Below are 23733 nucleotides of genomic sequence, written 5' to 3'. Positions count from 1 at the left end.
GGCTCAGCTCCCGCTGAAGAAACCGGGGCCGGCCAACGCGGCAAGGCGGGCGCCCAGACGGTCTCCGACACCTTCGGGATCGGTGCCACTCTCCCGCCCCTCGTGGGCAACGCTCCCATCCGGCGTCAGGATCAAGCCATGGAGATCGACGCGTCCGTCCGTCACTACGGCATAGCCGGCGATGGGCGTGCGGCAGGATCCGTCGAGCCGGGCGAGATAGGCTCGCTCGCAGGCAAGCGCGGTGGCCGTTGGTGCATGATGGATCGGTGCCAGCAGTTCGGCCACCCGCGCGTCGTCGATCCGGCTCTCGATGCAGATTGCGCCCTGACCGACCGCCGGGGGAAAGGTCTCGCTATCGAGAATCTCGGTTGCAACGCCGGGCATGCCCAGGCGCTTCAGGCCGGCGATGGCGAGCAGCGTCGCGTCGGCGACGCCTTCACCCAGCTTGCGAAGCCGTGTCTGGACGTTGCCACGATAGGGGATCACGACTACATCGGGACGGAGACGGCGGACGATCGCGGCGCGTCGAAGCGAAGCCGTGCCGACCACGGCCCCCTCGGGCAGTTCGGAGAGCGAGCGGTATTTCAGCGAAACGAAGGCGTCACGCGGGTCCTCGCGCTCCAGGAAGTGCCCCAGCACCAGGCCGTCGGGCAGAACCGTCGGCATGTCCTTGGAGGAGTGGACGGCGATGTCGAGCGCTCCGCTCAGCATGGCGGCCTCGATCTCCTCGGTGAACAGGCCCTTGCCGCCCACCTCGGCCAGCGGTCGATCCTGGATGCGGTCGCCGGCCGTGCTGATCGGCACGATCTCCACTTCCGGCGCACGAGCTCCCCAAGCGGCGATCAAGCGGTCGCGGACCTCATGGGCCTGGGCGAGAGCGAGCGGGCTGCCGCGCGTGCCGAGGCGGATGGGTTTTGGTTGCACCGGTTCGCTCCCCGTGTGATAGAGCCGTGAAACGAAGGCGTCGGCCGGCCGACGGTCGAAGACGGCGGCGAATCGTCCCAAACGTCTCGCCTTGTCATGGCAACACTTGGACCATGGGGCGGCGCGAGGCAACGTGTTCTTGGGTCTCGTCTTTCGAGATCGCGTCGACATCGGCGAAGAGGGATTGACCAGGATGGGCGACCTTGGGGATATCGTCGTTCTCGGCCTCGAAAGCTCCTGCGACGAGACCGCCGCCGCCGTCGTGCGGCGCCGCGCCGATGGTACGGGCGAGATCCTCTCCAATGTGGTCTTCTCGCAGATCGAGGAACATGCGGCCTTTGGCGGCGTGGTGCCGGAAATCGCCGCCCGCGCCCATGTCGAGGTGATGGATGGCCTTGTGGAGGCGGCGCTCGCCGAGGCGGGGTATGCACTCGCCGACATGGACGCGGTTGCGGCGACGGCCGGACCCGGCCTGATCGGCGGCTTGCTGATCGGCCTCACCACGGCCAAGGCGCTGGCCTATGCGGCGAGAAAGCCGCTCGTCGCCGTCAATCACCTCGAAGGGCATGCGCTGACCGCCCGCCTCACCCACGGCGTCGCGTTTCCCTACCTGCTGCTGCTGGTCTCCGGCGGACATAGCCAGATCCTGAGGGTCGATGGCGTCGGCCGATACACGCGCATCGGCACCACCATCGACGATGCGCTCGGCGAGGCGTTCGACAAGACGGCCAAGCTGTTGCAGCTCGGTTATCCCGGTGGGCCGGCCGTCGAGCGGATGGCGGCCGACGGCGATCCTCGCCGCATTGCCTTGCCGAGACCGCTCATCGGTCGTGACGAGCCGAATTTCTCCTTCTCCGGCCTCAAGACGGCGGTCCGTCATGAAGCGGAAGCCTTGGCTCCGCTGTCCCGCCAGGATGTTGCAGACATCTGCGCCTCTTTCCAGGCAGCGGTTTCGGATGTGGTCGCCGATCGGGTCGGCCTTGCGGTGCGACGGTTTGCCGAAACACTCCCCGACGGTCATGCGCCGGTGCTGGTGGTGGCCGGTGGCGTTGCGGCCAACAAGGCGATCCGCAGCCGACTGGACGCTTTGATGACCGGTCTCGATGGTCGTCTCGTCGTACCGCCCGGCAACCTCTGCACGGACAATGGCGCCATGATCGCCTGGGCCGGCGCCGAACGGCTGACGCTTGGCTACGCCGACGGGTTTGACGTGGCGGCGCGGCCGCGCTGGCCGCTCGACGACGTTGCCGCGCCGCTGGTCGGTCACGGTCGGCTGGGGGCGAAGGTATGAGCGACAGGATCGGCATTTATGGCGCCGGCGCCTGGGGCTCGGCGCTGGCCTTGACGGCGGCGCGGACGGGGGCGGAGGTGATCCTCTGTGGCCGGGACGCCGAAGAGGCCGAGAGACTGAACGCGACGCGGCGCAGCTCGCATCTTCAGGACGCCGTGTTTCCGCCATCGGTAACGGCTTACGCCGATCCGGCCTCTTTGGCAGATACTGATCTGCTGCTCCTTGCCGTACCCGCTCAATCCTGCCGACGTGCGGCGACGACGCTTGCCAATGTCGTCGGGTTGAAAACGACGGTGGTGTCCTGTGCCAAGGGCATCGAACAGGCGACCGGTGCGCGGCCGTCAGTCGCGATCGCGGCGGCACTTCCCGGCCGACCGGTCGCCGTGTTGTCGGGACCTGGGTTCGCCGATGACGTGGCGCGGGGCCTGCCGACGGCGGTGACCATCGCCGCCGAGGACGCGGCACTCGCCGACGCCATTTGCCGCCGGCTCGCCGGTCCCACGTTCCGGCCCTATGCCGCCACCGACATCGCCGGTGTCGAGATGGGCGGCGCGTTGAAGAACGTGTTGGCGATCGCTGCCGGCATCGTCGCCGGCCGTGCGCTCGGCGCTTCGGCGCAGGCGGCCGTCATTACGCGCGGCTTTGTCGAAATGCGCCGGCTCGCGGCCGCTTTCGGCGCCGAGGCCGAAACGCTGATGGGCCTCTCCGGCTTCGGCGATCTGGTGTTGACCTGCTCGTCCACCCAGTCACGAAACTATTCTTTCGGGCTTGGCATCGGCCGGGGAGAGCCGCCGGCAAGCTTCGGCAAGCTGGCCGAAGGCGCTGCTACCGTCGGGATCGCCGTTCAAAAGGCGACCGACTTTTCGGTCGAAGTGCCGATCATGGAAGCGGTCGCCGAGGTGCTCGCTGGCCACCTTTCGGTCGAGGATGCGGTCGATCGGCTGATGGCGCGCCCGCTCAAGCGGGAAAACATCATCTGAAATCGGCCGGTCGTTGCATTTTGCAACGCGAGCGGAGCCGTGCTGCCGGGATGATCAACATATAGATTTTTGTGGTCTGTAGCGGCGCTGCATGTTGATGCCGGTGAAATCGCGCCCGGAAACCGAATCGCAACCATGATCGACGAAACTCCTCTGCGTCGGCATCAGGTCGCGCGTAGCCGGCCGGTCCGAATGGACACCGGGTCCGCCCTCGTAATGTTCTTGCGTAGAGGGCGGCCCGAGCCCCATCCCCTGATTATCCCAAGAGCTCCTTGAGCGGCTTCGTCTCGATGTCGAGCCTGGAGATGCTCTTGCCCGCTTCCAGAAGCTTTTTCGCCGTCACGAAGGCGGCGGGGAAGTTGAGGGCGTCGACGGCAATCATCGCCCCTTCTGCGAAATACCAGACGGCATGACTGCCTGGGCGCGGGCCGTCCACCGTCAGCGTGTCGTCGTAGCCGTGGTGCAGGCCGGCGATCTGCAGCTTGGCGTCGTACTGGTCGGACCAAAACCAAGGCTGCGGCGCATAGGCGCCGTCCATGCCGACGAGGGCTGCGCCTGCGGCCTCTCCCTGATCGAAGGCGTTCTGCACCGATTCGAGACGAATCTGGCGGCCGCCATAGGGAAAGCGAGCACAGTCGCCGATGGCGAGAATGTCCGGGTCGGACGTGCGCGCGCACTCGTCGACGACAATGCCGTCGTCAACGGTTAGGCCCGATGCCTCGGCGAGCCCGGCGTTCGGGGCGACACCAATGCCGACAACGGCGAGATCGGCGGCAATCGTCCGGCCATCCATAAGCTCGGCGCCGGCAAGGCGACCTTCAGTGCCGACGAGGCGAACGATGGCGGTGCTCTCGAGGATGTCGACGCCATGGCTTCGATGGAGTTCACGAACCAGATCCGCCGTCCCGGCCGCGGCGACGCGCTTCAGGATGCGGTCTGCGAGCTCGATGACCGTGACGTCGAGACCGCGCGTTCTGGCAACGGCCGCCGTTTCGAGGCCGACATAGCCGCCACCGATCACCAGCAGGCGACGTCCGGGTTGGAAATCCGCCATCAGCGCGTCGGCGTCGGCCTTGTCCCGCAGGGTGTAAACGCCTTGCAGGTCGCCGCCGATCACGGCCGGCAAGCGGCGTGGCGTGGCACCGGTCGCCAGAACCAGGGTGGCGTAGGAAATCTCCTCGCCGCCATCGAGCGTAACGATCCGCCGCGTCCTGTCGATCGCTGTGGCCTTGCGACCGGTCAGCACCGTCACGGCGTTGGTCTCGTACCAGGCCGGCGGCTTAAGAAGCAAACGGTCGAAGGTCGCCTCGCCGACGAGGTATTTCTTGGACAGCGGTGGCCGCTGGTAGGGCAGCACCGGCTCCTCGCCGACGATCGTCACGGGGCGGTCCGATCCAAGCGCGCGGAGCTTGCCTGCGAAGGCCGCGGCCGCCTGGCCGGCGCCAATGATGACTATGGGATCGCTCATTGTTTTCTCCCGCTTCGACCGAGCCTGCTTCGGGGCTGTGGGGCAAGCTATATCGGGATCGCGCCCTATGCGGAAGCGGAGGCGGTTGGGCGCGAGGAGGGCGTCTTCCGTCTTTGGTCGCATCGGCCGCCAAGCTCTGCTCGAAAGCCGCCTTGCGATCGTGACGGGGGCTTGTCACCTGCATTGAACCGTCACAACATGCGCATTGGGCGTACGACGGTCTCCGGACCGAAGCGTGGCCCGAACGCAAGAAAACGAGCCGTCTCCCAGCCGTTGGGCGGGATGGCGGGAGGAAACGTGGAGCCGAGCGGCCGGGGAGGCCTGGCACCGGCGGATTGGAGTGATCGATGTTCCGTCTTGACGAGAAGCTTGCCCGCATCCGGGCGGGCGCCTATACGCGCGCCGATTTCATCATCGCCGATGCCAAGGATCCGGACATGGGGCCGTCGATCCCCGGCGCCGGCCCGCTCAGGGCCAAGGATGGAACGCTCGGCCGCTACCAGACGCGCCCGGAGTTCCTGAAGAACGTTCAGGCGATCGTCGAGCAGGACATCGTCGACATCATGTTGACGTCGGCCTCCAGTTTCGAGCTGCTCAACGAGCAGGGCGTCTACAAGAATTCGAAGGTGAAGCCGGCCATCCGCGCCAACGACACGACCGACATCTGGTTCGTGCGTGGTGGCGTCTACCCCAAGAAGCCGTCGCGGCCGTTCCGTACCGCGTCGCTGTCGCGCGTGACGACCGGCACTGTCGATCCGGCGCCCGGCGCGCCGCTGGTCGGCACCGATCTCGGCCTCTATTCGATGACCTTCAACAACGACCTCGATCACGACTACGCCTCTCTCGAGGCGTTCGCCGAGTTCCGCTATGAAGCCTCGCTGAACGGCTTCAAGTACTTCCTTGAGGTGTTCAATCCCAATGTCGACACCGGCATCGACGCCGATCTCGTGCCGCACTACATCAACGACTGCATCGCCCGCTGCCTAGCCGGCGTGACGAAGGCCGACCGGCCGGAGTTCCTTAAGATCGCCTACAACGGTCCGAAGGCGATGGAGGAACTGGCCTCCTACGATCCGACGATCATCGTCGGCGTGCTTGGCGGTGGCGCGGGCACGACGCGCGATTGCTACGAGCTGCTCTTCCAGTCCGAGAAATACGGCGCCCGTGTCGCCCTGTTCGGTCGCAAGATCAACCTCGCCGAAGATCCGCTCAGCATGGTCAAGCACATGCGGGCGGTGGCGAGTGGCGATCTCTCGCCGTCCGAGGCCGTGAAGTCCTATCACGGCGATCTCGCCAAGGCCGGCATCAAGCCGAGCCGAGAGCTTGCCGCCGACCTTGAAGTGACCGAGAAGCCGCTCAAGGCCGGGCTTGCCTGACCATGGCAGCGGCAAGACGCGGCATCGTCACCGGAGGGACCTGGTGCGTCGATAACAACCGCTTGGTCAGCTTCTGGCCCGAGGAAGACGGCATTGTCGAAATCCTCTCCCAGGAATTGGCCGGCGGCGGTTCCGGCTGCAACCTTGCGGTCGATATCCGCCATCTCGATCCGAACATGCCTGTCGAGACCATCGCCATCGTCGGTGACGACGAGGGCGGGCGGTTTCTGCGCGGCATCGCCGAGGAAGCTGGCATCGATCACCGACAAATGCACGTCGACGGTTCGCTGCCGACGCAGTTCACCGACGCCTATGCCTCGGCGGCGACCCACCGCCGTACGCACCTGTTCGCCAAGGCGGTGGCGGCGGCGCTCACGCCCGATCATTTCGATCTCGCGGCGACGACCGGGCGCATCCTGCACCTGGGGTTGCCGGGCTTCCACAAGCAGCTCGACGGCGTCTGGGCGGATGGCGAAAATGGCTGGGTAACGGTCCTCAAGAAGGCGCATGCGGCTGGCCTCAAGACCAACATCGAGCTGGCCAGCCTCGAACCGCGCATCCTCGCCGACACGGTCATGCCCTGCCTCGGCCATCTCGACTATGTCGTGGTCAACGACGCGGAGATCGGCGCACTGGCCGGGCTTCCCACTGTCAGCCATGGCATGACCGACGCCGATCTCTGTGAAGCGGCGGCGCGGAAGGTGCTCGACGATGGCGCCATGGAACTGGTGGTGGTTCACTGGCCGAAGCTCGCTATCGCCGTGACGCGCGATGGTACGGTTGCCCGGAAGGCGTCGGTCTCCATCCCGGCCGAGTTGGTCGTCGGCGCCAACGGGGCCGGCGACGCCTTTGCCGCCGGCATGATCTATGGCGTTCATGAGGACTGGCCGCTCGAGAAGTCGCTGGCGCTGGCGCACGCCACGGCGGCTTGTTCCTTGCGGTCGGTCACCACCTCCGGTTCGGTGGTTGGCTGGCAGGAAACGCTGCGATTGGCCGCTAGCTGGGGCTGGCGCACCTGACGATACTCCCCGGCGGGGCATTGACCTGCCGGGGGATTTCCGCTGCCGCTACCAGGCGGTGAAGGCGGTGCGCGCGGCGTTGAACGGCTTCAGCGCCGAATAGAGTGTACGGTACTCGCCGTAGAGAAAGTCCATCCGCTCGCGCCGCGACGGGTCGGGCTCGAACATGCGGTCGGTCACCACCAGCCGGTTCGCCGCTTCGCCGATGGACGAAAAGCGACCGGCGCCGACGCCGGCCAGGATGGCCGCTCCCAGCACCCCGGCATCGAGCGTCTTGAGGCGGCGGATCGGTCGGCCCAGCATGTCGGCGCGGATCTGGCACCACGGGTCGGAAGCAGCCCCGCCGCCGGCCATGGAAAAGCCCGTCGCCGCCCGCCCGGCCGATGCCTCCAGCGCCTCCAGCAGCCAACGCACCGATGACGCCACGCCCTCGAAGACGGCGCGCGTCAGCTCGGCCGGCCCCATGGACCCATCAAGGCCAATGCAGGCACCGCGTGCGCCAATGTCCCAGATGGGGGCGCGTTCGCCCTGGAGATGGGGCAGGAATAAGGGCGTGGGGCGGTGGGGATCGCCGGCAGCGACGAGGGCCGATAATTCCGACGGCGCGCGTCCCGTGAGGTTCGACAGCCAGGCGAGCGAGGCGCCGCCGGCCTGTGTCGGACCGGCATGCATGGTGATGCCCTCACAGGTCGGGAAAGCGATGACGCCGGCGGCCGGATGGCGCAGGCTCGATACCAGGCCAACGATCTCCGACGTACCCGAGAGATACATGCATTCGCCGTCGCGCAGGACACCGGTGCCGATGAGGCCGGCCCAGGCGTCCATGGCGCCGGTGACCATCGGAGCGCCGGCAAGCGGCAAGCCCGACCGGATGCGGCCGGCCGTCTGGGTGAAGCCTCGAAGCGGCGGCAGACGGTCGGCAACGCCCGGAACGAGGTCGAGGAGGCGCGGCACGTAGGTCAGCGACTGGTCGATGACGCCGAAAGCGGCCATCGGGTCGGCGGTGGCCTCGCCGGTGAGTTGAAGGATGCTATAATCCTTGGGCGCCATCAGCCAGCGCGTGCGCGCCCAGAGGTCGGGGTGGTGTCGCTGCAGCCAGAGAGCGCGCGCCAGTGGATGGCTGGCATCGATCGGCAGAGGGGCGCCCCACCAGCCAATGCGCTCTTCGGCGGAGATCAGTGCATCGAGTTCGGCCGCCTCTGCGCCGGCGCGGCCGTCCTGCCAGGTGATGGCGGGCATCAATGGCGCGCCGTCCATGCCGATGAAAACGTGGGTGTTGACCTGGCTGGTCAACCCGACGGCGGCGACCGCTCCCTCCGGCAGACCGTCCGACAGCAGCCTCAACGCCGCTGCGACGCGGCTCGTCCAGTCGGCGGGGTCCTGTTCGGCCAATCCCGGTGCTGGTCGCTTCATGGGGTAGGGGTCGGCGAAGGTCCGGATCGCCGTGCCGCTGTCATCGAACAGCGTGGCCTTGACGGAGGTGGTGCCGACATCGATGCCGACGAGAAGAGGCGTCATCATGTAAGAGGTCCGGGAGGCAGATAGTTCGCTGCCGAGATCACCACGCCGGCTGCGGCCTGTCCATCGCGGTTTGTCATTTCTCGTCCGAAAAAGCTCGCTTGGCGAGTGGCTTGGCCTTGTCTTCGCGTCATGAATCGAGGGCCATCGGCAGGCTTCGTGTTGAATGGCCTCCATCCGGCTGATAACTGTTTTGAGGCCGGCGGGGAGAAGGGGGACGCGTGCCTCCGACGACCGGCCTCAGAGAAAAATGGGGAACGCACACATGACTGCTACGCTCCGCATGCGGCTTCCGGCCGCCGCGCTGTTTCTTTCCGCCGTGTTCGCCACCGGCGCCGCCGTGGCGGCCGGCAAGATCGCGGTGATCACGCCCTATCTCGCCCAGCCGGGCACCCAGTTCTACGTCGAAGCTTTCCAGGCGGCCGCCAAGGACAAGGCCTGGGACGTCAACGTCATCGACACCAAGGGCGATGTCGCCGCCGTCATTTCCCGCCTCGAGGACGCTGCGACGCAGAAGGTCGACGCGGTGGTGATCAACGTCGATCCGGCACAGGTCGAGGCGGGGCTCGCCGCCGTCAAGGACGCGGGCATTCCGGTGGTCGGCATGGATGCGGGCGCCAGCCCCTATCTCGTCACCAACGTCACGTCGAACGGCTATGCCATGGCGGCCGACACCGCCGCCTATGTCGCCAATCGGATCGAGGGCAAGGGCAGCGTCGTCATGTTCGTGTTCGACGCCTTCCCGCCGGTGCAGGTGCGCGGCGTGATCGCCGATGCCGTCTTCGGCAACAATCCCGACATCAAGGTGCTGGACCGCGTGACGCCCGACGTGTCCGACGGTGGCATCGCCGACAGCCGCGCCAAGATGGAGGCGATCCTCGCCGCCAACCCGGACAAGGGCTCGATCTCGGCCGTTTGGGCGGCCTGGGACCAGCCGGCGCTCGGTGCGTTGCAGGCCATCGAGGCGGCAGGACGGCAGGACGAGGGTATCGTCATCACCGGCATCGACGCCAATCCGCAGGCGCGCGAGGCGATCGCCGCCGGCGGCAACTTCGAGGCGTCGATGGCGCAGGACTTCCATGGCATCGGCGCTGCCGCGGCCGAGGCCGTCGCCCAGACGCTCTCCGGCAAGCCGCCGAAGTCGTCGGTCACCTACGTGCCGACCAAGCTGATCACCATCGACAACGTCAAGGAGTGACGGCGTTTCGCAATGGATGGGCGGCGCTGCCGCCCTCCCGACCGGGTTTCCGACATGACGCTGCTTTCGATTAACGGCCTCGACAAGAGCTTTGCGGGCGCTCGGGCGCTCGGCGGTGCCTCGCTTGAGGTACGGGCCGGCGAGGTGCACGCCCTAATGGGCGAGAATGGTGCCGGCAAATCGACGCTGATCAAGGTGCTGGCCGGCGTGGTGAAGCCGGACGCCGGGGCGATCGCCATTGACGGCGCGTCGGTCACCATCGGTTCGCCGGCCGATTCGCTCCGCCTCGGCCTACGGTTCATCCACCAGGAACTCTCGGTGGTGCCGCACCTTTCGGTAGCCGAGAACATCTTCCTCGGCCGTGACTATCCCCGTCGTTGGGGCGTCATGATCGACTGGGACGGTCTCAACCGCCGCGCTGCTGCGGTGCTCGCCGGCCTCGGCGTCAACCATATTCCGCCTGGCCGCAAGATGGCTCGCCTCTCGGTGGGCGACCAGATGCTGGTGAAGATTGCCACCGCCTTCCAGGACGCCAGCGTCGAAGGTGGCGCGCCGGCCCGTCTCTACGTGATGGACGAGCCGACGGCGGCGCTGTCGGCCGAGGAATCGCAACGTCTTTTCGCCGTCATCCGGCGTCTGCGCGCGGCGGGAGCCGGCATCATCTACGTGTCGCACCGGCTCGACGAGGTGATGGAGCTTGCTGATCGTCTCACCGTTTTGCGCGATGGCGCCACGGTGGCGACGCGCGACATCGCCGGGCTTCAGAAGCTCGAAGTGATCGAACTGATGATCGGGCGGCGATTTGCCGAAGGATATCCGCCACGCCTCGCGCCGGTTTCGAGCGAAGTGGCCCTCAACGTCGAGGGATTGTCCACAGCTTATCTACAGGATGTGACGTTCGAGGTCCGCAAGGGCGAGATCCTTGGTCTCGCCGGCCTTGAGGGCGCCGGCCAGAGCGAGGTCATCCGGGCGATCGTTGGCGCCGACGGCGGCCATGATGGCGCCGTCAGCCTTGCCGGACGGCCGGTCAAGATCGAGGAACCGGTCTCCGCCTGGGCCAAGGGGCTCGCCTTCCTGCCGCGCGAACGGCGTCAGGAGGGGTTGGTTTCGTCGGCATCGATCGCCGGCAACGTGTCGCTGCCGCATCTCGACGATCTCGTTCGCTTCGGGCTGGTCCTCGACCGGGCTGCGGAGGCGGAGCAGGCGGTTGATCTTGGCCGGAAGGTCAAGCTGAAGTCCAAGGGGCCGAGGCAGAAGGTTCGCGAGCTTTCCGGTGGCAACCAGCAGAAGGTGGTGTTTGCTCGGGCGATCGCCGGTTCTCCAGACGTGCTGCTGCTCGATGAGCCGACGCGCGGCGTCGACGTCGGCGCCCGCTATGACATCCACGCCCTGCTTCGCGAGCTGACGGCTGAGGGAAAAGCGGTTGTGCTCGCCTCCTCCGACCTGCCCGAACTCGTCTATATGGCCGACCGCATCATCGTCTTCCGGGACGGCAAGGTGGCGACCACCGTTTCCACCGAGGGCCTCGACCAAGCCGGTCTTGCCGCCCTTTGCTTCGGGACGCCGACCGCGCCCTCCGCCTGAAGGAAATACTCGTGGCTTCCGCGCTCAAGACTTACGGCACGTTGATCGGCTTCGTCCTTGTCGTCCTGTTCTTCTGGATCGAGATTCCCGACACGTTCATGACGGCGAAGAACTGGCTGAACATCAGTCAGCAGGTGTCGATGCTGGCGGTGGTCGCCTTCACGATGACCATCGTCATGGTCATGGGCGACTTCGATCTTTCCGTCGGTTCGATGGCGTCTCTGGCCGGCATTGTGGCGGCGCTGGCCTTTCGCGACGGGCACGGGGTGTGGGTCGGTGTCGCACTGGCGCTCGCCGTCGGATTGGTTGGTGGCCTTCTCAACGGCGCGCTCGTGGCCTATGTCGGCATTCTGCCCTTCGTCGCGACGCTCGGCACGCTGACCGTCTACAGCGGCCTTGCTTTCCTGGTGTCGGGCGGCAAGACCATCTTCGGCCGCGACATTCCCACGGCCTTCTCCGGCTTTGCCCGCTCGGGCATCTCGCTAACGGATACGGTGAGTCTGCCGAGCCTGACAATCGTCGCGGCGCTGGTGCTGCTGGTCGTCTGGTTCACGCTGGAGCAGACGACCTTTGGCCGCCGGCTTTATGCGATCGGTGGCAACAAGGAGGCGGCGCGTCTTGCCGGCATCCGCGTCAGACGGTTGCGCTTCCTCGCCTTCGGTCTCAGCGGGCTCGGCGCGGCGACGGCCGGCCTGATGTATGCGAGCCGGGTTGCCTCGGCCAATCCGACGCAGGGCTCGGGCCTGATGCTCGACGCGATCGCCGCCGTCTTCCTCGGCATGACCATGAGCGAGGAAGGGGAGCCTCACGTGGCGGCAACCCTGATCGGCGTGCTGATCCTCGGTGTGCTCGGCAATGGCCTTACCCAGATGAGCATCGACAGCTACGTGCGCGAGGTGCTGATCGGCTCGATCATCGTGCTCGCGGTCGCCTCGTCATCGCTGGGCAAGACCAAGGGCTGAACAGGAAAACGCCGCCAGCACGGCCGGCGGCGTTCGCAGTTATTTTGAAATCGTCAGATCCGGATGCCTTCGTTCATCAGTCCGTTCACGAGGCTGCCGGAGGTCGGCAGCAGCGGAATGAGGCAAGCCTGAACCGAATGGTAGATGTCGGGCCGACCGTAGAAGGGGTTGGTGGCGGACCTGTTCTCGGCATCGAGTTGCGGTATGAAGGCGCCAGTCGCCCGGTCGATCAGGTGATCCGTGGTAAAGTCCCAGATGCGGCGATACCAGTTCTCATAGAATGGATCGCCGGTGATCGACGCCAGGAAGTGGGCGGCGCCGATGCCTTCGCAGCACGGCCACCAGAAGCGGTCGGGCACCGAGGGTTTGCCGTCCCAGCCGACCGTATAGTAGAAGCCGCCGCGTTCGCTGTCCCAACCTTCGGTGACGGCGAGGCGGAAGAGGCTTTGCGCGGCTTCCGGCAGCCAGAGCAGCTTGCGGCCGCCGAGCTCCCACAATTGAAGCAGCAGGCGCGCCCATTCCAGCCAATGACCGGGCGTCGAGCCATAAGGCTTGAACATCGGGTTGCCGACATAGTCGAGCGTGACGTTCCATTGGGCGTCGAAATGTTCAGGCAGGCGCCAGCCGTTGCGTGAGGCGAAGCGATCGATGATCAGCTCGGCGATGCTTTCGGCCCTGCGGAGATACTCCGCGTCGTCGGTCACCTCGAAGGCCGCCATCAGCGCTTCTGTAAGGTGCATGTTGGAGTTCTGGCCGCGATAATCTCCGATCGGCTGCCAGTCGGCTGTGAACTCCTCGGCGACGGCGCCTGGCTGCGCTTCCCAGAACCGCGACATCAGGATGTCGGTCACATCGGCGATCAGCCGGTCGGCGTTGGGATGGCCGGCCGCCTTGGCGGTGGCACCGGCCAGAAGGACATGGGCATGGCCGTAGGCCTGCTTGGTCGGGTCGCTCAGGGTTCCATAACCGACGCCCCAGTGATAGCCGCCATTCGAAGCGTCCCTGTGGCCGTTCCAGAGAAAGTTCATGCCCTGGTCGACGATGTTGGCGGCGCCCGGCCGTCCCATCAGAGAGGCGATGCCGAAGGCATGCACGAGGCGGGTCGTGATGTGAAGATTGCGCGACGGCGGCAGACCTCCGTCGGCACCCGGCGCCATCGGCCGCCCGGCTTCGTCGAGCTCGAAATAGCCGCCCAGCGGGTTGCGGCAACCCGCCTCGAAGAAGGAAAACAGCGCGTCGGCGCGTCCGAGCAGCCAAAGGCGATGAGGCGCGCGCTCCACCCAGCGGCTGCGCGCGGCGGATTTCAGTTGCCTGAGCATTGTTTTCCCTCCCTGGGCGGCGGTGCGTCGGCCCTCCAGCCTCCTTTTCTTTTTTAGCACTGCCCGCCGTGGGGACAATCTCAGGAGATCACCGAACGCGGCCTTTCGACTGAAATGGTTGATTTACCCGGCCGGCGTCAGTTCGAGCAGAAGGGCCGTTTCCGGCCGCTGCATGGGCAACGGCAGGCCGGCGCTTGCCAGTGCCGCAGCGCTGAAGACCATTTCCCCGGACAGCAGTTTTTTCTGGCCGTCGCTCATGCGAATGAAGCCCGAAGGGCAGTCGCCGTGGGCGGCGGCGATCCGCCACATCCGCTCGGGTGAGCCCGGCAGGCGGAGGACGAGCGGTTCCGGCTGTTCCGAGACCATGGTCGGCCCTTGCGCCACGAAGACGGCGGCTTGCTCGGACGTCATGGCGCCCCAGACGTAACGACCGTCGCGCGGGTCGAGATTGAAGTTGGCGCCCGGCGCGTGGAGCAGTGGCCTGAGGCGCTTGTGAAGGGCAATGAAGCCGGCCAGCTCCGTCCGTTCGGCCGGGCTCATGTCGAGCGGGTTCAGTTCGACGCCGAGATGGTAGGCCAGCGCCACCATGGCGCGGAACGTCAGTGACAACGTCCGCCCGGATTGGTGGCTGGGATTGGCCGAGACGTGGGCGCCCATGATCTCCGGCGGCAGGAACAGGCTGGCGCCGCGCTGGATTTCAAGACGGTCGAGGGCGTCGGTGCAGTCCGACGTCCAGACGCGCTGGGTATTGGCGAGCGCGCCATAGTCGGTGCGACCGCCGCCCGAGGCGCAGCTTTCGATCTCGACATGGGGGAAGGCGCTGCGAACGCGAGCCATCAGGGCATAGACGGCGCGGGTCTGGCGGGTGGTCACGGCCCGGCCGTCGACGCCGCCAACGTGCGTGAGGTCGCGGTTCATGTCCCACTTGATGTAGGAAATGGCATGCGAGGACAGCACGGCCGACAGCTTCTCGAACAGATAGTCTGACACCTCGGGGCGCGTGAGGTCGAGAACCTGCTGGTTGCGCGACCGCAGGAAGGGGCGACCGTCCACCTTCAGCGCCCAATCGGGGTGGGCGCGATAGAGGTCGGACTCCTCGTTGACCATCTCCGGTTCGAACCAGATGCCGAACTGCATGCCGAGCGAGACGACGTGGTCGACGAGTGGCTTCAGGCCGTCGGGATACTTGCGACGGTCGACGATCCAGTCGCCGAGCGACGTGGTGTCGTCGTCGCGGCGGCCGAACCAGCCGTCGTCGAGAACGAAGCGCTCGATGCCCAGGGCGGCGGCGGCATCGGCTTGCGCCTTCAGCGATTCGAGGCGGTGGTCGAAATAGTTGCCTTCCCAGGTGTTGAGTGTCACCGGACGCGGGCTCATGGCACCGCCTGTCCAGGACAGGATCTCCGATCGCACGAAGGCCTGCAGCGCCGCCGCGTCCTCGGCGGCATAGACCACTGGGCTCTGGTAACTGTCTCCCCGCGAAAGGCGGATCTCGCCCGGCTCGAACAGAGCGCCGAGGTGGACGAGGCGGCGGCCGTCGTCGAGCGTGTCGATGGCGACCAGGTGGTTGCCGCTCCAGCCGAGATGGAAGGCAAAGCGGGCGTCGCCAACGGTGACGCCGAGGTAGGGTTGCCGGTCGTGGCTGGTGCGGCCGCGGCGGTTCTCCTGCAGCGTGATGCCGGGTGCGAGGCGGTGGCGCTGGATCTGAAACTCCCGTCCCCACATGCCGGTGAAGCGGGTGGCGGTCGCCTCGCCTGCCGGCAGAAGGAAGCTGCCGGCCATGCAGCGATCGAGCGTGTAGACACCGTCCTTGACCGAGGTCAGGCGAGTTGACAGGCCGAATACGCCCGTCTTGCTCGCCAGGATGGAAATCTCGATGTCGATGCCGGCCACTGCGTCGCTAGCTGCGAGCACGGTGATCGCGCCGTCACGTCGGCTGGTCCAGCTGGAAAAATCGAGGAGAAAATCACGGCCGTCGCGATGGCCGAGGATGGCCGGCCATCCAAAGGCGCCAAGTCCGGCCACCGGCAAGAGCACCGCCGAGGGGACGTCGACGTCCATGCCGTTGATGCGGCTCGAACGCGGCACGTTCGGCCAGAAATCGGGGGTCGCCGCGCCGCGCCCGAAGCCGAGGATCTCCGGCATGCCCCGGTCGGGCAGGCCGATCGAGAGCGAAAGCGGACCGGCGGTGAGAGTGACGGTGGACGGCATGGACGGCCTCGGCTGGTGAACAAGGAGAGGGCGAAGGGGCGGCACAGGATTCCCCTTGCCGCTCCCATCGCAACCTTTCTGCCGATATAGATCGTCCTTAGGCCGCCATTCCAAGGGTTTTTTGTGAAAACAGACCTTTTGAGCCGAGATTCCCTGTCGTTAGCACAAAATTCCTTTCCCTGTTGCAATCCGCATGAGCGCCGTCACCGCTTGGACGCCAAGGCTTCGGTAAGCGTGCCGATGTTGTGCCGGATCATGTCGACGTAAGTCGGCGCGGGGCCATCCTTTGCCGACAGTGCGTCGGTGTAGAGTTCGCCGCCGACCACGGCGTTGGTTTCGGCGGCAATCTGGTCGATCAGCCGGCGATCCTTGATGTTCTCGACGAAGATGGCGGGAACGGCATCCTCGCGGATCTGGCGAATGATGTCCGCGACGTCGGCGGCCGTGGCTTCGGACTCAGTACTGATGCCCTCCGGGGCCAGGAGCTCGAGCCCATAGGCGGCGCCGAAATAGTCAAAGGCATCGTGACTGGTGATGATCTTGCGCCGATCGGCCGGCAGGGCTGCCATGGCCGTACGGACTTCGGCGTCGAGCGCTTCGAGTTCGGCGACATAGGCGGCGGCATTGGCGTCGTAGGTTGCCTTGCCCTCGGGATCGGCGGCGTTGAGGCCGGCGGCGATGTTCTTGATATAGATGACGGCGTTGGCGACGTCTTGCCAGGCATGCGGGTCGACGCCGTGGTGATCATGCTCGGCGTGGTCTGCCTCGGCGTGATCGTGGTGATCCTCTTCCTCGGCCATTTCATGGGGCGCGACGCCCTGTGACGCCACGGTCACCGGTCCGGCATAGCCGGACGCTTCGGCAAGACGGTCCATCCATCCCTCGAAGCCGAGACCGTTGACGATGAGGAGCTTGGCTCCGGCGACGGCCTTGACGTCGTCCGGTGTCGGTTCGTAGACGTGGGCGTCGCTGTCGGGCCCGACGAGTGTGGTGACCGAAACGCGGTCGCCGCCCACGCGGCTCACCATGTCGCCAAGGATGGAAAACGAGGCGACCACCGGCATGCGGTCGGCGGCGAAGGCGGGGCCAGCGGTCAGCATGGCGAGGACGGAGGCAAGCAGGAGGCGGTTCATGGAGTTCTCTATGTTATATTATAACATAACCATGGTTGGACCGAGCCGCGCAAACTGTCAAGGCGAAAGCGCGATGGCCCGACCCGCCGCGCGCCCTGCCGGAGCGTAAAGTCAGGACCGCCTGTCAAAATTCCCGAATGAAATCAATCGCCCTTGGCGATGGCGAAGCGCAGGATGGATCCGTCTCTTTCTTCGGCCGTCAGGCGGTGGCCCTGTTCTCGGCAAAAGTGGGGGATGTCGATCGCGGCCATCGGATCGGTTGCCTCGACGATCAGCACGTCGCCGGGCGCCATTCCACGCAACGCCTTGCCGGCTCTCAGTACGGGCAGCGGGCAGTTGAGCCCCCTGACGTCAAGACGCAGCGGTTCGGCCATGGTCACGGCAGGGCGGTGCGACAAAGATCGACAAAGGCTTGGACGCCGTCCGACCCGGCCGACAGGGCGACCCCCAAGGCTATGACCGCCAACGGCAAGGCGAGCGAGGCCAGATGGTCGGACAGTCGGGTGCGCTTGGTGGCGTTCTTCTCGGTGTCGGGTTGGCTGGACATCAGCTTAGCTCCCGGAGATCAAGGTCTTCAGCTTCTTGAGAGCGGCGTCCTGTTCTTCCATGTAGGCGATGGTGCCGCGGAAGCGACCGTCGGCATCGAACATGAAGCTCGACGCCGTATGATCCATGCCATAGTCGCCGTCGGTGCCGGGTACCTTGCGGGCGTAGACGCGGAAGGCCTTGATGGCGGCATCGACCTGTTCTCGGCTGCCGGACAGGCCAAGCACGATGTCGCCGAAGGACGACAGGTAGTCCTTCAGCACCTCCGGCGTGTCGCGCTCAGGGTCCACGGTGACGAACAACAGATCGACCTTGCCCGCATCCTGCCCGAGCTGTTCCTTCAGTGCCGCATACTCACCGAGCGTGGTGGGGCAGACGTCAGGACAGTGCGTGTAGCCGAAGAAGATGACATGCGGCCGGCCGGCAAAGGTCTTGTCGGTGACGGGTCGGCCGTTCATGTCGACAAGGCTGAAGGGGCCGCCGATGTCGCTCGCCGCGACGCTGGCGTTTTCCATGAAGGGAAGTCGACCCCCGAACACGAGCCAGCCGGTGGCGCCGAACAGCACCGCGACGAGCAGCCAGACGATGATGCGCAGAGCTTTCACTTCTTCTCCCAACGTCGATGGCATCGGATCGCGTCGAGCCTAGCGAAGAACGACTTCGCGCGAAACAACCAATTTCTGGCGTGGGTGAGTGTCAGATCAGAGCGTCGCGCCGGGCGAAGATTCCGCGCCAGCTCATGATGCCGACGAACAGCGTGGACAGCACGTCCCAGCCGGCGAACGACAGGCCGAAGAGGTTGATTGGCGCTTCGGAGCAAGAGACGAGGCGGGTACCCTTCACGGCCGCCATCAGGTCCGTGGCGCTGGTGATGACAGTCGGCGCTCCGCCACAGTCGGACGGACCTTCCCACAGTTTCCACTCGGCGCCGACATGATAGCCGGCGAGCGCCGAGCCGACGAAGAAGATGGCGCCGCCGACGAAGTAGAGGAGGCGCGCGAGGCGCGGCATTCGATGCGACAGCAGCAGGCCGACCAGCAGGATCGGCAGGCCGACGTAATAGGGAACGCGCTCCTGCAGGCAGAGCTTGCAGGGCAGGTAGCCGCCGATGATCTCGAAGCCCCAAGCGGCGATGATGGCGAAGAGGCCGGCCAGGAAGGCTAGACCGGGAGCACGAATGGCGGCGGGAGCGGACATGGAACACCTGAACGACGACTGCGGCGGTTCCGGCCTAACAGCTTGGAACGAGCCACGCAATCGACGATTGGGTTGTTCGGGGGCAGCCGCCGGTCGAAAAGCGCCCCCGGCCGCGCCTCGTAAGGCGCAACGCAGGCAGAAACGAATTCCGGGGGGCTGGGGGGCTGGATTGAGCCGGAACCCGTCCGCAGCGTCATTGCCGGGGGACGAGTGCATCCTGCTTGCTTCCCTTGGCAGGGCCAAGGCGGGAATGGGGCCAAACTGTGAAAGACGATCAGGGCTTCGTGATGAAGCTAGAAATCGGCCGCGATGCCCTTCACTTCCCAGTCGCCATAGCGGGCGGGTTCAAGGCCGCCCCGGCCGCCGATCTCCTTCGGACGGCTTTCGCCGGCCGCGCGGCGACGTTCCTCGGCTTCGGCCAGCGCGCGGCGGGCCGCGGGCGACAGTTTTTTCTCGGTTGCCGCGTTGGGATTGCTTTCAGTGTCGGCCATGGACGCGTCCTTGATGGCGGGTGGATGGCGTACCATCTTCTCTTTGGCAAAATCCGGAGCAGCATATCAGCCGGAGACCGGAAGGACAGATGAATTTCTTCAAGACCTCCCTCCTCCTCGCCGCGATGACGGCGATCTTCATGGGCGTCGGCTACCTGATCGGCGGCCAGGGCGGCATGCTGATCGCGCTGGTGGTCGCTGCCGGCATGAACCTCATCTCCTATTGGAACGCCGACAAGATGGTGCTGGCGATGCACCGCGCCCGCCGTGTCGACCGGGCCAGTGCGCCCGAGTACTATGGTATCGTCGAGCGTCTCGCCGCCAACGCCGGCCTGCCGATGCCTGCCGTCTATGTCATCGACAATCCGCAGCCCAACGCCTTCGCCACCGGTCGCGATCCCGAGCACGCCGCCGTCGCCGCCACAACCGGTCTTCTGCAGATGCTCGATCGCGAGGAGATCGCAGGCGTCATGGCGCACGAGCTCGCCCACGTGCAGAATCGCGACACGCTGACCATGACGGTGACGGCGACGATTGCCGGCGCCATCTCGATGCTCGCCAACTTCGGCCTGTTCTTCGGCTCGATGAGCCGCGACAGCGAGAACCGCAGCCCGCTTGGCGGCATCGGCTTACTTCTGGCCGCGATCGTGGCGCCGCTTGCCGCCATGCTGGTGCAAATGGCCATCTCGCGGACGCGCGAGTATGCCGCCGACCGCCGCGGCGCCGAGATTTCCGGCAATCCGCTGGCGCTTGCCTCGGCTCTCGACAAGATCGCAGGCGCGGCGCATCGCGTGCCGAACATGACAGCGGAGCAAAATCCTGCTACGGCGCATCTGTTCATCATCAATCCGCTGTCCGGCGCCAGGATGGACAACCTGTTTTCGACCCACCCGGATACCGGCAACCGCATCCGCGCCCTGATGGCGATGGCGGATGGCGGCGGTTTCGGGCGGCGCAGTTCCGAACCTGTGGCTGATGGTCCCTGGACCTCGCCGCGCGGCGCTCGGGGCGGGCCGTGGGGTGGGGGCGGCTCTGCCGGACGGCCTTCGAACCGTGGACCGTGGGGATGACCGCAGACAACAATGGCCGCAAGGGCGGCGGGAAAGCCGGCAGCACCTTCAGGCCGGCACGCCCTCATGACGGCCAGAAGGGTGCGGCGTTCAAGGGTGGGCGTCCGCCCCAGGGCGGCCGTCGGCCGCCACGGCCGCAGGGCATGGAGGCCCGCGCCGTCGCGGTCGGTCTTGTCGACGGGGTGCAGAAGGGCCGTCTCCTGGATGCGCTTCTCGACAAGGGGGCGACCGCCGAACGCTACCAGCGCCTCGACCCGCGCGATCGTGGTCTTGCTCGTGCCATCGTCGGCTATGCGCTGCGCCGCCACGGCCAGATTGATGACGCGGTCGGCCGCTTCCTGACCCGGCCGCTCCCCGACGATGCCGGCACGTTGAAGGCGGTGATTGCCGTTTCCGCCGCCCAGATCATGTTCATGGACGTTGCCGATCACGCCGCCGTGGCGCTCGGGGTCGAGCTTGCCGGCGCCGACAAGGCGTCCGCGCCCTTCAAGGGCGTGGTCAACGCGGTCCTGCGCCGCGTGTCCGAGAACAAGGCGGCGATCCTGGCCGAACAGGACGCCATCACGCTCAATACCCCTGCCTGGCTGATGGAGCGCTGGAGCGCCAACTATGGGGCCGATACCGCCCGCGATATCGCAGCGATGAATGCCCTGGAGCCGACGCTCGACCTCACCGTGAAGTCCGATCCGGAAGGCTGGGCCGCCCGGTTGGGTGGGGTCAAGCTTCCCAACGGGTCGGTGCGGCTTCCCGTCACCGGTGCCGTCGAGAAGATCGACGGCTATGAGGAGGGCGGCTGGTGGGTGCAGGACGCCGCCGCCACGCTGCCGGTCCAGCTTCTGGGTGACGTCAAGGGCAAGAAGGTGGTCGATCTCTGCGCGGCGCCCGGCGGCAAGACCGCCCAGCTGGCGGCGCTCGGTGCCGACGTGACCGCCATTGATGTGTCCTACCACCGTCTGCAGCGCCTTGAGCGCAATCTCTATCGGCTCGGTCTCAAGGCCAACCTCGTCAAGGCCGACGCCACCGAATGGCTTGGCGGCACCTTCGACATGGTGTTGCTCGACGCGCCTTGCACGGCCACCGGCACCTTGCGCCGCCATCCCGACGGGGCGGTTGGCAAGAAGCCTGCCGACGTGCCGACGCTGGCCGCCGTACAGCGCCGCCTGATCGATCAGGCGATCCGCATGCTCCGGCCGGGCGGTCTCCTTGTCTACTCCACCTGCTCGCTGGAGCCGGAGGAAGGGCAGGACCAGATTCGCCGCCTCAGGCTGATCGAGGCGCCGCTTGACCTGGTGCCGGTGACGGCGGACGAGGTGTTCGGTCTGTCGGAGATCGTCACGCCCGAGGGGTTCATTCGTACCCTGCCGTCACACCTCAGGCTGGACGATGCCCGGCTTTCCGGCCTCGACGGCTTCTTCGCCGCCCGCCTCCGCCGTCAGTGACGGCGGACCGTCGGCCCGGCCATCGGAAAATTTGATCGGCTCCGCTCACCACTTGGTAACCAAGCTGGGCGTCTCATGCCGTGATGAGCGCCTCCGGTTTTCCGGAGGGCGAATGATTCTTGCTCCAGCACTGAAAGGGGGCCTGACGATGCGCGCACAAGTCGCCGGCACGGCCCGGCTGGTGCTGTTCGCCGGTGAACTGGCCCTCCGTCGCGCCGTGACGGCGCTAGAGCGCGGCCCCTTCTCGCGCTGGCGCTGGCCCGGATCGACACCCGAACGGTTGGTGATTGCGCCGCAGGATATTCGCACCACCGACCCGACGATCGCTGCCGACATCTATGCCGGTCTCTACGCATTTGCCGGCAAGATGGTGGAGACGGGCGGCCGCTCGCCCTTCGACATGCCATCGCCGTCGGCCGAATGGACGCGGGCGCTGCACGGTTTCTCCTGGCTGAGGCACCTCAGGGCCGCCGAGAATGCGCTGGCTCGCCAGAATGCCCGGGCTCTCGTCGCCGACTGGATCGCCCAGGAGGCGCATGCGCCGCCGGAAGCTTTCGAGACGGAGAACATGGCCCGGCGGGTCATTGCCTGGATCACCCAGTCGCCGCTGATCCTGAGGGATGCCGATCGTGCCTTCTATCGTCGCTTCCTGCGGTCGCTGGTGCGGCAGGTGCGCCGGCTGCGCGGCCGCCAGAGCGACGCCGTGGATGGGTATCCGCGCCTTCTCGCCGCCGTTGCCGTCGGCGTCTTCGCGCTGTCCGCCGACAATCAGGGGCGGCTCGCCCGCCAGGCCGGCCTGCGTCTGGAGCAGGAACTCCGCCGGCAGATCCTGCCGGACGGCGGTCATATCAGCCGCGACCCGTCGGTGATCGCCGACCTCCTGACCGATCTCTTGCCGTTGCGGCAGGCCTATTCCAATCGCGGCGTCAACCCGCCCCAGGCGCTGATCGTCGCCATCGACCGCATGATGCCGATGCTGCGCTTCTTCCGTCATTCCGACGGCAGCCTGCCGCACTTCAACGGCATGAGCGCCAGCCACGCCGGCCAGCTGGCAACGCTGAACGCCTATGACGATACCCATGGCCGTCCGGTGGAGAACGCCAGCCATTCCGGCTATCAGCGGCTCGAAGCGGGCGGCACGGTGATCCTGATGGACGCCGGCCCCATTCCGCCGGTCGGGGTCAGCCAGAAGGCGCATGCCGGCTGTCTGTCGTTCGAGATGTCGAGCGGTCCCAACCGCTTCATCGTCAACTGCGGAGCGGCAGACGATCCGCGCTGGCATTCGGCCGCTCGCTCGACGCCCGCCCATTCGACGCTGTCGCTCGAGGACGTATCTTCGGGCGCCTTCCTCGACACGCCCCGCCTCGTTCGTCGGCTCGGTTCGGTGATGATCGACGGTCCGCGTAACGTGCCGGTGGTCCGCGAGGACCGTGACGACGTCATCGCCCTGGTGGCAAGCCATGACGGCTATTCGGGTCGGTTCGGCGCCATTCACGAGCGGCGTCTCGTCCTCCGCATCGATGGTGGCGAAATCGTTGGCTCGGACCGCTTGAGTTTCGGTGGCCGCAAGCCGCGCCAGGATCGGTTCGCCATCCGCTTCCACCTGCATCCGCTGATCCGGGCGAGCCGCACCGCTGGTGGCGACGTGCTGCTCGTCGCTCCCGATGGCGAAGCCTGGACCTTTACCTGCGGTCTGATCGCGCCCGAACTGGAGGACAGCGTGTTCCTGTCCGACACGCTCGGCCGTCGCAAGAGCCTGCAGATCGTGCTGCCGGGACGGGCGCGGGTGACGCCGGAAGTGGCCTGGGCGATGACCCGTACCGCCGACGGACAACGCGGTCGGTCGCGCGGGCGCGACCCCAGGCTGGGACCGGATCTCTTCGCTGGGGGATGAGGGCCGGATTTCGGCGGAGAAAGCGGCGATTGTCGACCCAAATCGATTGGGCGCGGGTTCCGCGCGGCGACCATTCGTGCTATCGCGCCGCCATCCCCACTCCCGGAGACATC

General features: G+C 66.5%; 21 protein-coding genes. 10 read left to right on the top strand and 11 right to left on the bottom strand.

The window, feature by feature from the left end; all coding sequences use genetic code 11:
- Positions 1-3 precede the first annotated feature (3 nt).
- A complete protein-coding gene (gene hemC / locus M4J39_RS15055) occupies positions 4-924 on the bottom strand; it encodes a hydroxymethylbilane synthase (RefSeq protein ID WP_251729269.1) in 921 nt (306 codons plus the stop codon).
- A gap of 211 nt (positions 925-1135) precedes the next feature.
- Here hemC and tsaD point away from each other — a divergent pair, with 211 nt between their 5' ends.
- Both tsaD and M4J39_RS15045 read left to right on the top strand, forming a co-directional pair.
- Positions 1136-2215, top strand: coding sequence for a tRNA (adenosine(37)-N6)-threonylcarbamoyltransferase complex transferase subunit TsaD (gene tsaD / locus M4J39_RS15050; protein ID WP_251729268.1), 1080 nt, complete (start codon positions 1136-1138; stop codon positions 2213-2215).
- Positions 2212-3195, top strand: coding sequence for an NAD(P)H-dependent glycerol-3-phosphate dehydrogenase (locus M4J39_RS15045; protein ID WP_251729221.1), 984 nt, complete (start codon positions 2212-2214; stop codon positions 3193-3195). Before tsaD ends, M4J39_RS15045 begins: the two co-directional genes overlap by 4 nt.
- Before the next feature lie 256 nt (positions 3196-3451).
- On the opposite strand, the gene M4J39_RS15040 is transcribed toward M4J39_RS15045, so the two are convergent.
- Complete coding sequence (locus M4J39_RS15040) at positions 3452-4663, bottom strand: NAD(P)/FAD-dependent oxidoreductase (protein WP_251729220.1); 1212 nt, start codon at positions 4661-4663, stop codon at positions 3452-3454.
- A 347-nt stretch (positions 4664-5010) separates the two neighbouring features.
- Here M4J39_RS15040 and M4J39_RS15035 point away from each other — a divergent pair, with 347 nt between their 5' ends.
- Both M4J39_RS15035 and M4J39_RS15030 read left to right on the top strand, forming a co-directional pair.
- Positions 5011-6039, top strand: a complete 1029-nt coding sequence (locus M4J39_RS15035; protein ID WP_251729219.1) for a hypothetical protein — start codon at positions 5011-5013, stop codon at positions 6037-6039.
- A gap of 2 nt (positions 6040-6041) precedes the next feature.
- A complete protein-coding gene (locus M4J39_RS15030) occupies positions 6042-7058 on the top strand; it encodes a carbohydrate kinase family protein (RefSeq protein WP_251729218.1) in 1017 nt (338 codons plus the stop codon).
- A 48-nt stretch (positions 7059-7106) separates the two neighbouring features.
- Here M4J39_RS15030 and M4J39_RS15025 read toward each other — a convergent pair whose 3' ends face one another.
- On the bottom strand, positions 7107-8579 hold the full coding sequence (locus tag M4J39_RS15025) for an FGGY-family carbohydrate kinase (protein ID WP_251729217.1): 1473 nt from the start codon (positions 8577-8579) through the stop codon (positions 7107-7109).
- Positions 8580-8841: 262 nt separating this feature from the next.
- Here M4J39_RS15025 and M4J39_RS15020 point away from each other — a divergent pair, with 262 nt between their 5' ends.
- Genes M4J39_RS15020 through M4J39_RS15010 form a run of 3 tightly spaced genes read left to right on the top strand, consistent with a single transcriptional unit; the run spans position 8842 to position 12320 of the window.
- A complete protein-coding gene (locus tag M4J39_RS15020; RefSeq protein WP_251729216.1) occupies positions 8842-9774 on the top strand; it encodes a substrate-binding domain-containing protein in 933 nt (310 codons plus the stop codon).
- Positions 9775-9828: 54 nt separating this feature from the next.
- Positions 9829-11358, top strand: coding sequence for a sugar ABC transporter ATP-binding protein (locus M4J39_RS15015; protein ID WP_251729215.1), 1530 nt, complete (start codon positions 9829-9831; stop codon positions 11356-11358).
- Between the two features lie 11 nt (positions 11359-11369).
- Positions 11370-12320, top strand: coding sequence for an ABC transporter permease (locus tag M4J39_RS15010; protein ID WP_251729214.1), 951 nt, complete (start codon positions 11370-11372; stop codon positions 12318-12320).
- 53 nt (positions 12321-12373) lie between these two features.
- Here M4J39_RS15010 and M4J39_RS15005 read toward each other — a convergent pair whose 3' ends face one another.
- The 8 genes from M4J39_RS15005 to M4J39_RS14970 all read right to left on the bottom strand — a co-directional run bounded on the left by M4J39_RS15005 (position 12374) and on the right by M4J39_RS14970 (position 19217).
- Positions 12374-13639, bottom strand: coding sequence for an AGE family epimerase/isomerase (locus tag M4J39_RS15005; RefSeq protein ID WP_251729213.1), 1266 nt, complete (start codon positions 13637-13639; stop codon positions 12374-12376).
- A 123-nt stretch (positions 13640-13762) separates the two neighbouring features.
- Positions 13763-15850, bottom strand: a complete 2088-nt coding sequence (locus tag M4J39_RS15000; protein ID WP_251729212.1) for an alpha-galactosidase — start codon at positions 15848-15850, stop codon at positions 13763-13765.
- 203 nt (positions 15851-16053) lie between these two features.
- Positions 16054-16983: a metal ABC transporter substrate-binding protein gene (locus M4J39_RS14995; protein WP_251729211.1), complete on the bottom strand. Its 930-nt coding sequence runs from the start codon at positions 16981-16983 to the stop codon at positions 16054-16056.
- 143 nt (positions 16984-17126) lie between these two features.
- Positions 17127-17357 carry a sulfurtransferase TusA family protein gene (locus M4J39_RS14990; protein ID WP_251729210.1) on the bottom strand — a complete coding sequence of 77 codons (231 nt, stop codon included), beginning with the start codon at positions 17355-17357 and terminating at the stop codon, positions 17127-17129.
- Between the two features lie 2 nt (positions 17358-17359).
- Positions 17360-17530 carry a hypothetical protein gene (locus tag M4J39_RS14985; protein ID WP_251729209.1) on the bottom strand — a complete coding sequence of 57 codons (171 nt, stop codon included), beginning with the start codon at positions 17528-17530 and terminating at the stop codon, positions 17360-17362.
- Positions 17531-17534: 4 nt separating this feature from the next.
- Positions 17535-18134, bottom strand: a complete 600-nt coding sequence (locus M4J39_RS14980) for an SCO family protein (RefSeq protein ID WP_251729208.1) — start codon at positions 18132-18134, stop codon at positions 17535-17537.
- A gap of 91 nt (positions 18135-18225) precedes the next feature.
- Positions 18226-18726, bottom strand: a complete 501-nt coding sequence (locus M4J39_RS14975) for a disulfide bond formation protein B (protein WP_251729207.1) — start codon at positions 18724-18726, stop codon at positions 18226-18228.
- A 293-nt stretch (positions 18727-19019) separates the two neighbouring features.
- Positions 19020-19217: a DUF1674 domain-containing protein gene (locus M4J39_RS14970; protein ID WP_251729206.1), complete on the bottom strand. Its 198-nt coding sequence runs from the start codon at positions 19215-19217 to the stop codon at positions 19020-19022.
- 89 nt (positions 19218-19306) lie between these two features.
- Here M4J39_RS14970 and htpX point away from each other — a divergent pair, with 89 nt between their 5' ends.
- From htpX to M4J39_RS14955, 3 genes are all read left to right on the top strand, one after another.
- Positions 19307-20287 carry a zinc metalloprotease HtpX gene (gene htpX / locus M4J39_RS14965; protein ID WP_251729205.1) on the top strand — a complete coding sequence of 327 codons (981 nt, stop codon included), beginning with the start codon at positions 19307-19309 and terminating at the stop codon, positions 20285-20287.
- Positions 20288-20430: 143 nt separating this feature from the next.
- On the top strand, positions 20431-21726 hold the full coding sequence (locus tag M4J39_RS14960) for an RsmB/NOP family class I SAM-dependent RNA methyltransferase (protein WP_251729267.1): 1296 nt from the start codon (positions 20431-20433) through the stop codon (positions 21724-21726).
- 148 nt (positions 21727-21874) lie between these two features.
- Positions 21875-23620 (top strand): heparinase II/III family protein, encoded by a 1746-nt coding sequence (locus M4J39_RS14955; protein ID WP_251729204.1) that lies wholly within the window; start codon positions 21875-21877, stop codon positions 23618-23620.
- Positions 23621-23733: the final 113 nt, after the last annotated feature.

The sequence above is a fragment of the Pleomorphomonas sp. NRK KF1 genome (assembly GCF_023721755.1).
Classification (GTDB): Bacteria; Pseudomonadota; Alphaproteobacteria; order Rhizobiales; family Pleomorphomonadaceae; genus Pleomorphomonas.
Note: the sequence above shows the minus strand (reverse complement) of the source record. Positions and strands in the feature narration are given on the sequence as shown.

What these genes read in the sequence shown, in the direction of transcription:
- M4J39_RS15045 (WP_251729221.1), top strand. Translation starts at nt 2,212, where the DNA reads ATGAGCGACAGGATCGGCATTTATGGCGCCGGCGCCTGGGGCTCGGCG.
- M4J39_RS15040 (WP_251729220.1), bottom strand. Translation starts at nt 4,663, where the DNA reads ATGAGCGATCCCATAGTCATCATTGGCGCCGGCCAGGCGGCCGCGGCC.
- M4J39_RS15035 (WP_251729219.1), top strand. Translation starts at nt 5,011, where the DNA reads ATGTTCCGTCTTGACGAGAAGCTTGCCCGCATCCGGGCGGGCGCCTAT.
- M4J39_RS15030 (WP_251729218.1), top strand. Translation starts at nt 6,042, where the DNA reads ATGGCAGCGGCAAGACGCGGCATCGTCACCGGAGGGACCTGGTGCGTC.
- M4J39_RS15025 (WP_251729217.1), bottom strand. Translation starts at nt 8,579, where the DNA reads ATGATGACGCCTCTTCTCGTCGGCATCGATGTCGGCACCACCTCCGTC.
- M4J39_RS15020 (WP_251729216.1), top strand. Translation starts at nt 8,842, where the DNA reads ATGACTGCTACGCTCCGCATGCGGCTTCCGGCCGCCGCGCTGTTTCTT.
- M4J39_RS15015 (WP_251729215.1), top strand. Translation starts at nt 9,829, where the DNA reads ATGACGCTGCTTTCGATTAACGGCCTCGACAAGAGCTTTGCGGGCGCT.
- M4J39_RS15005 (WP_251729213.1), bottom strand. Translation starts at nt 13,639, where the DNA reads ATGCTCAGGCAACTGAAATCCGCCGCGCGCAGCCGCTGGGTGGAGCGC.
- M4J39_RS15000 (WP_251729212.1), bottom strand. Translation starts at nt 15,850, where the DNA reads ATGCCGTCCACCGTCACTCTCACCGCCGGTCCGCTTTCGCTCTCGATC.
- M4J39_RS14995 (WP_251729211.1), bottom strand. Translation starts at nt 16,983, where the DNA reads ATGAACCGCCTCCTGCTTGCCTCCGTCCTCGCCATGCTGACCGCTGGC.
- M4J39_RS14990 (WP_251729210.1), bottom strand. Translation starts at nt 17,357, where the DNA reads ATGGCCGAACCGCTGCGTCTTGACGTCAGGGGGCTCAACTGCCCGCTG.
- M4J39_RS14985 (WP_251729209.1), bottom strand. Translation starts at nt 17,530, where the DNA reads ATGTCCAGCCAACCCGACACCGAGAAGAACGCCACCAAGCGCACCCGA.
- M4J39_RS14975 (WP_251729207.1), bottom strand. Translation starts at nt 18,726, where the DNA reads ATGTCCGCTCCCGCCGCCATTCGTGCTCCCGGTCTAGCCTTCCTGGCC.
- M4J39_RS14970 (WP_251729206.1), bottom strand. Translation starts at nt 19,217, where the DNA reads ATGGCCGACACTGAAAGCAATCCCAACGCGGCAACCGAGAAAAAACTG.
- htpX (WP_251729205.1), top strand. Translation starts at nt 19,307, where the DNA reads ATGAATTTCTTCAAGACCTCCCTCCTCCTCGCCGCGATGACGGCGATC.
- M4J39_RS14960 (WP_251729267.1), top strand. Translation starts at nt 20,431, where the DNA reads ATGGAGGCCCGCGCCGTCGCGGTCGGTCTTGTCGACGGGGTGCAGAAG.
- M4J39_RS14955 (WP_251729204.1), top strand. Translation starts at nt 21,875, where the DNA reads ATGCGCGCACAAGTCGCCGGCACGGCCCGGCTGGTGCTGTTCGCCGGT.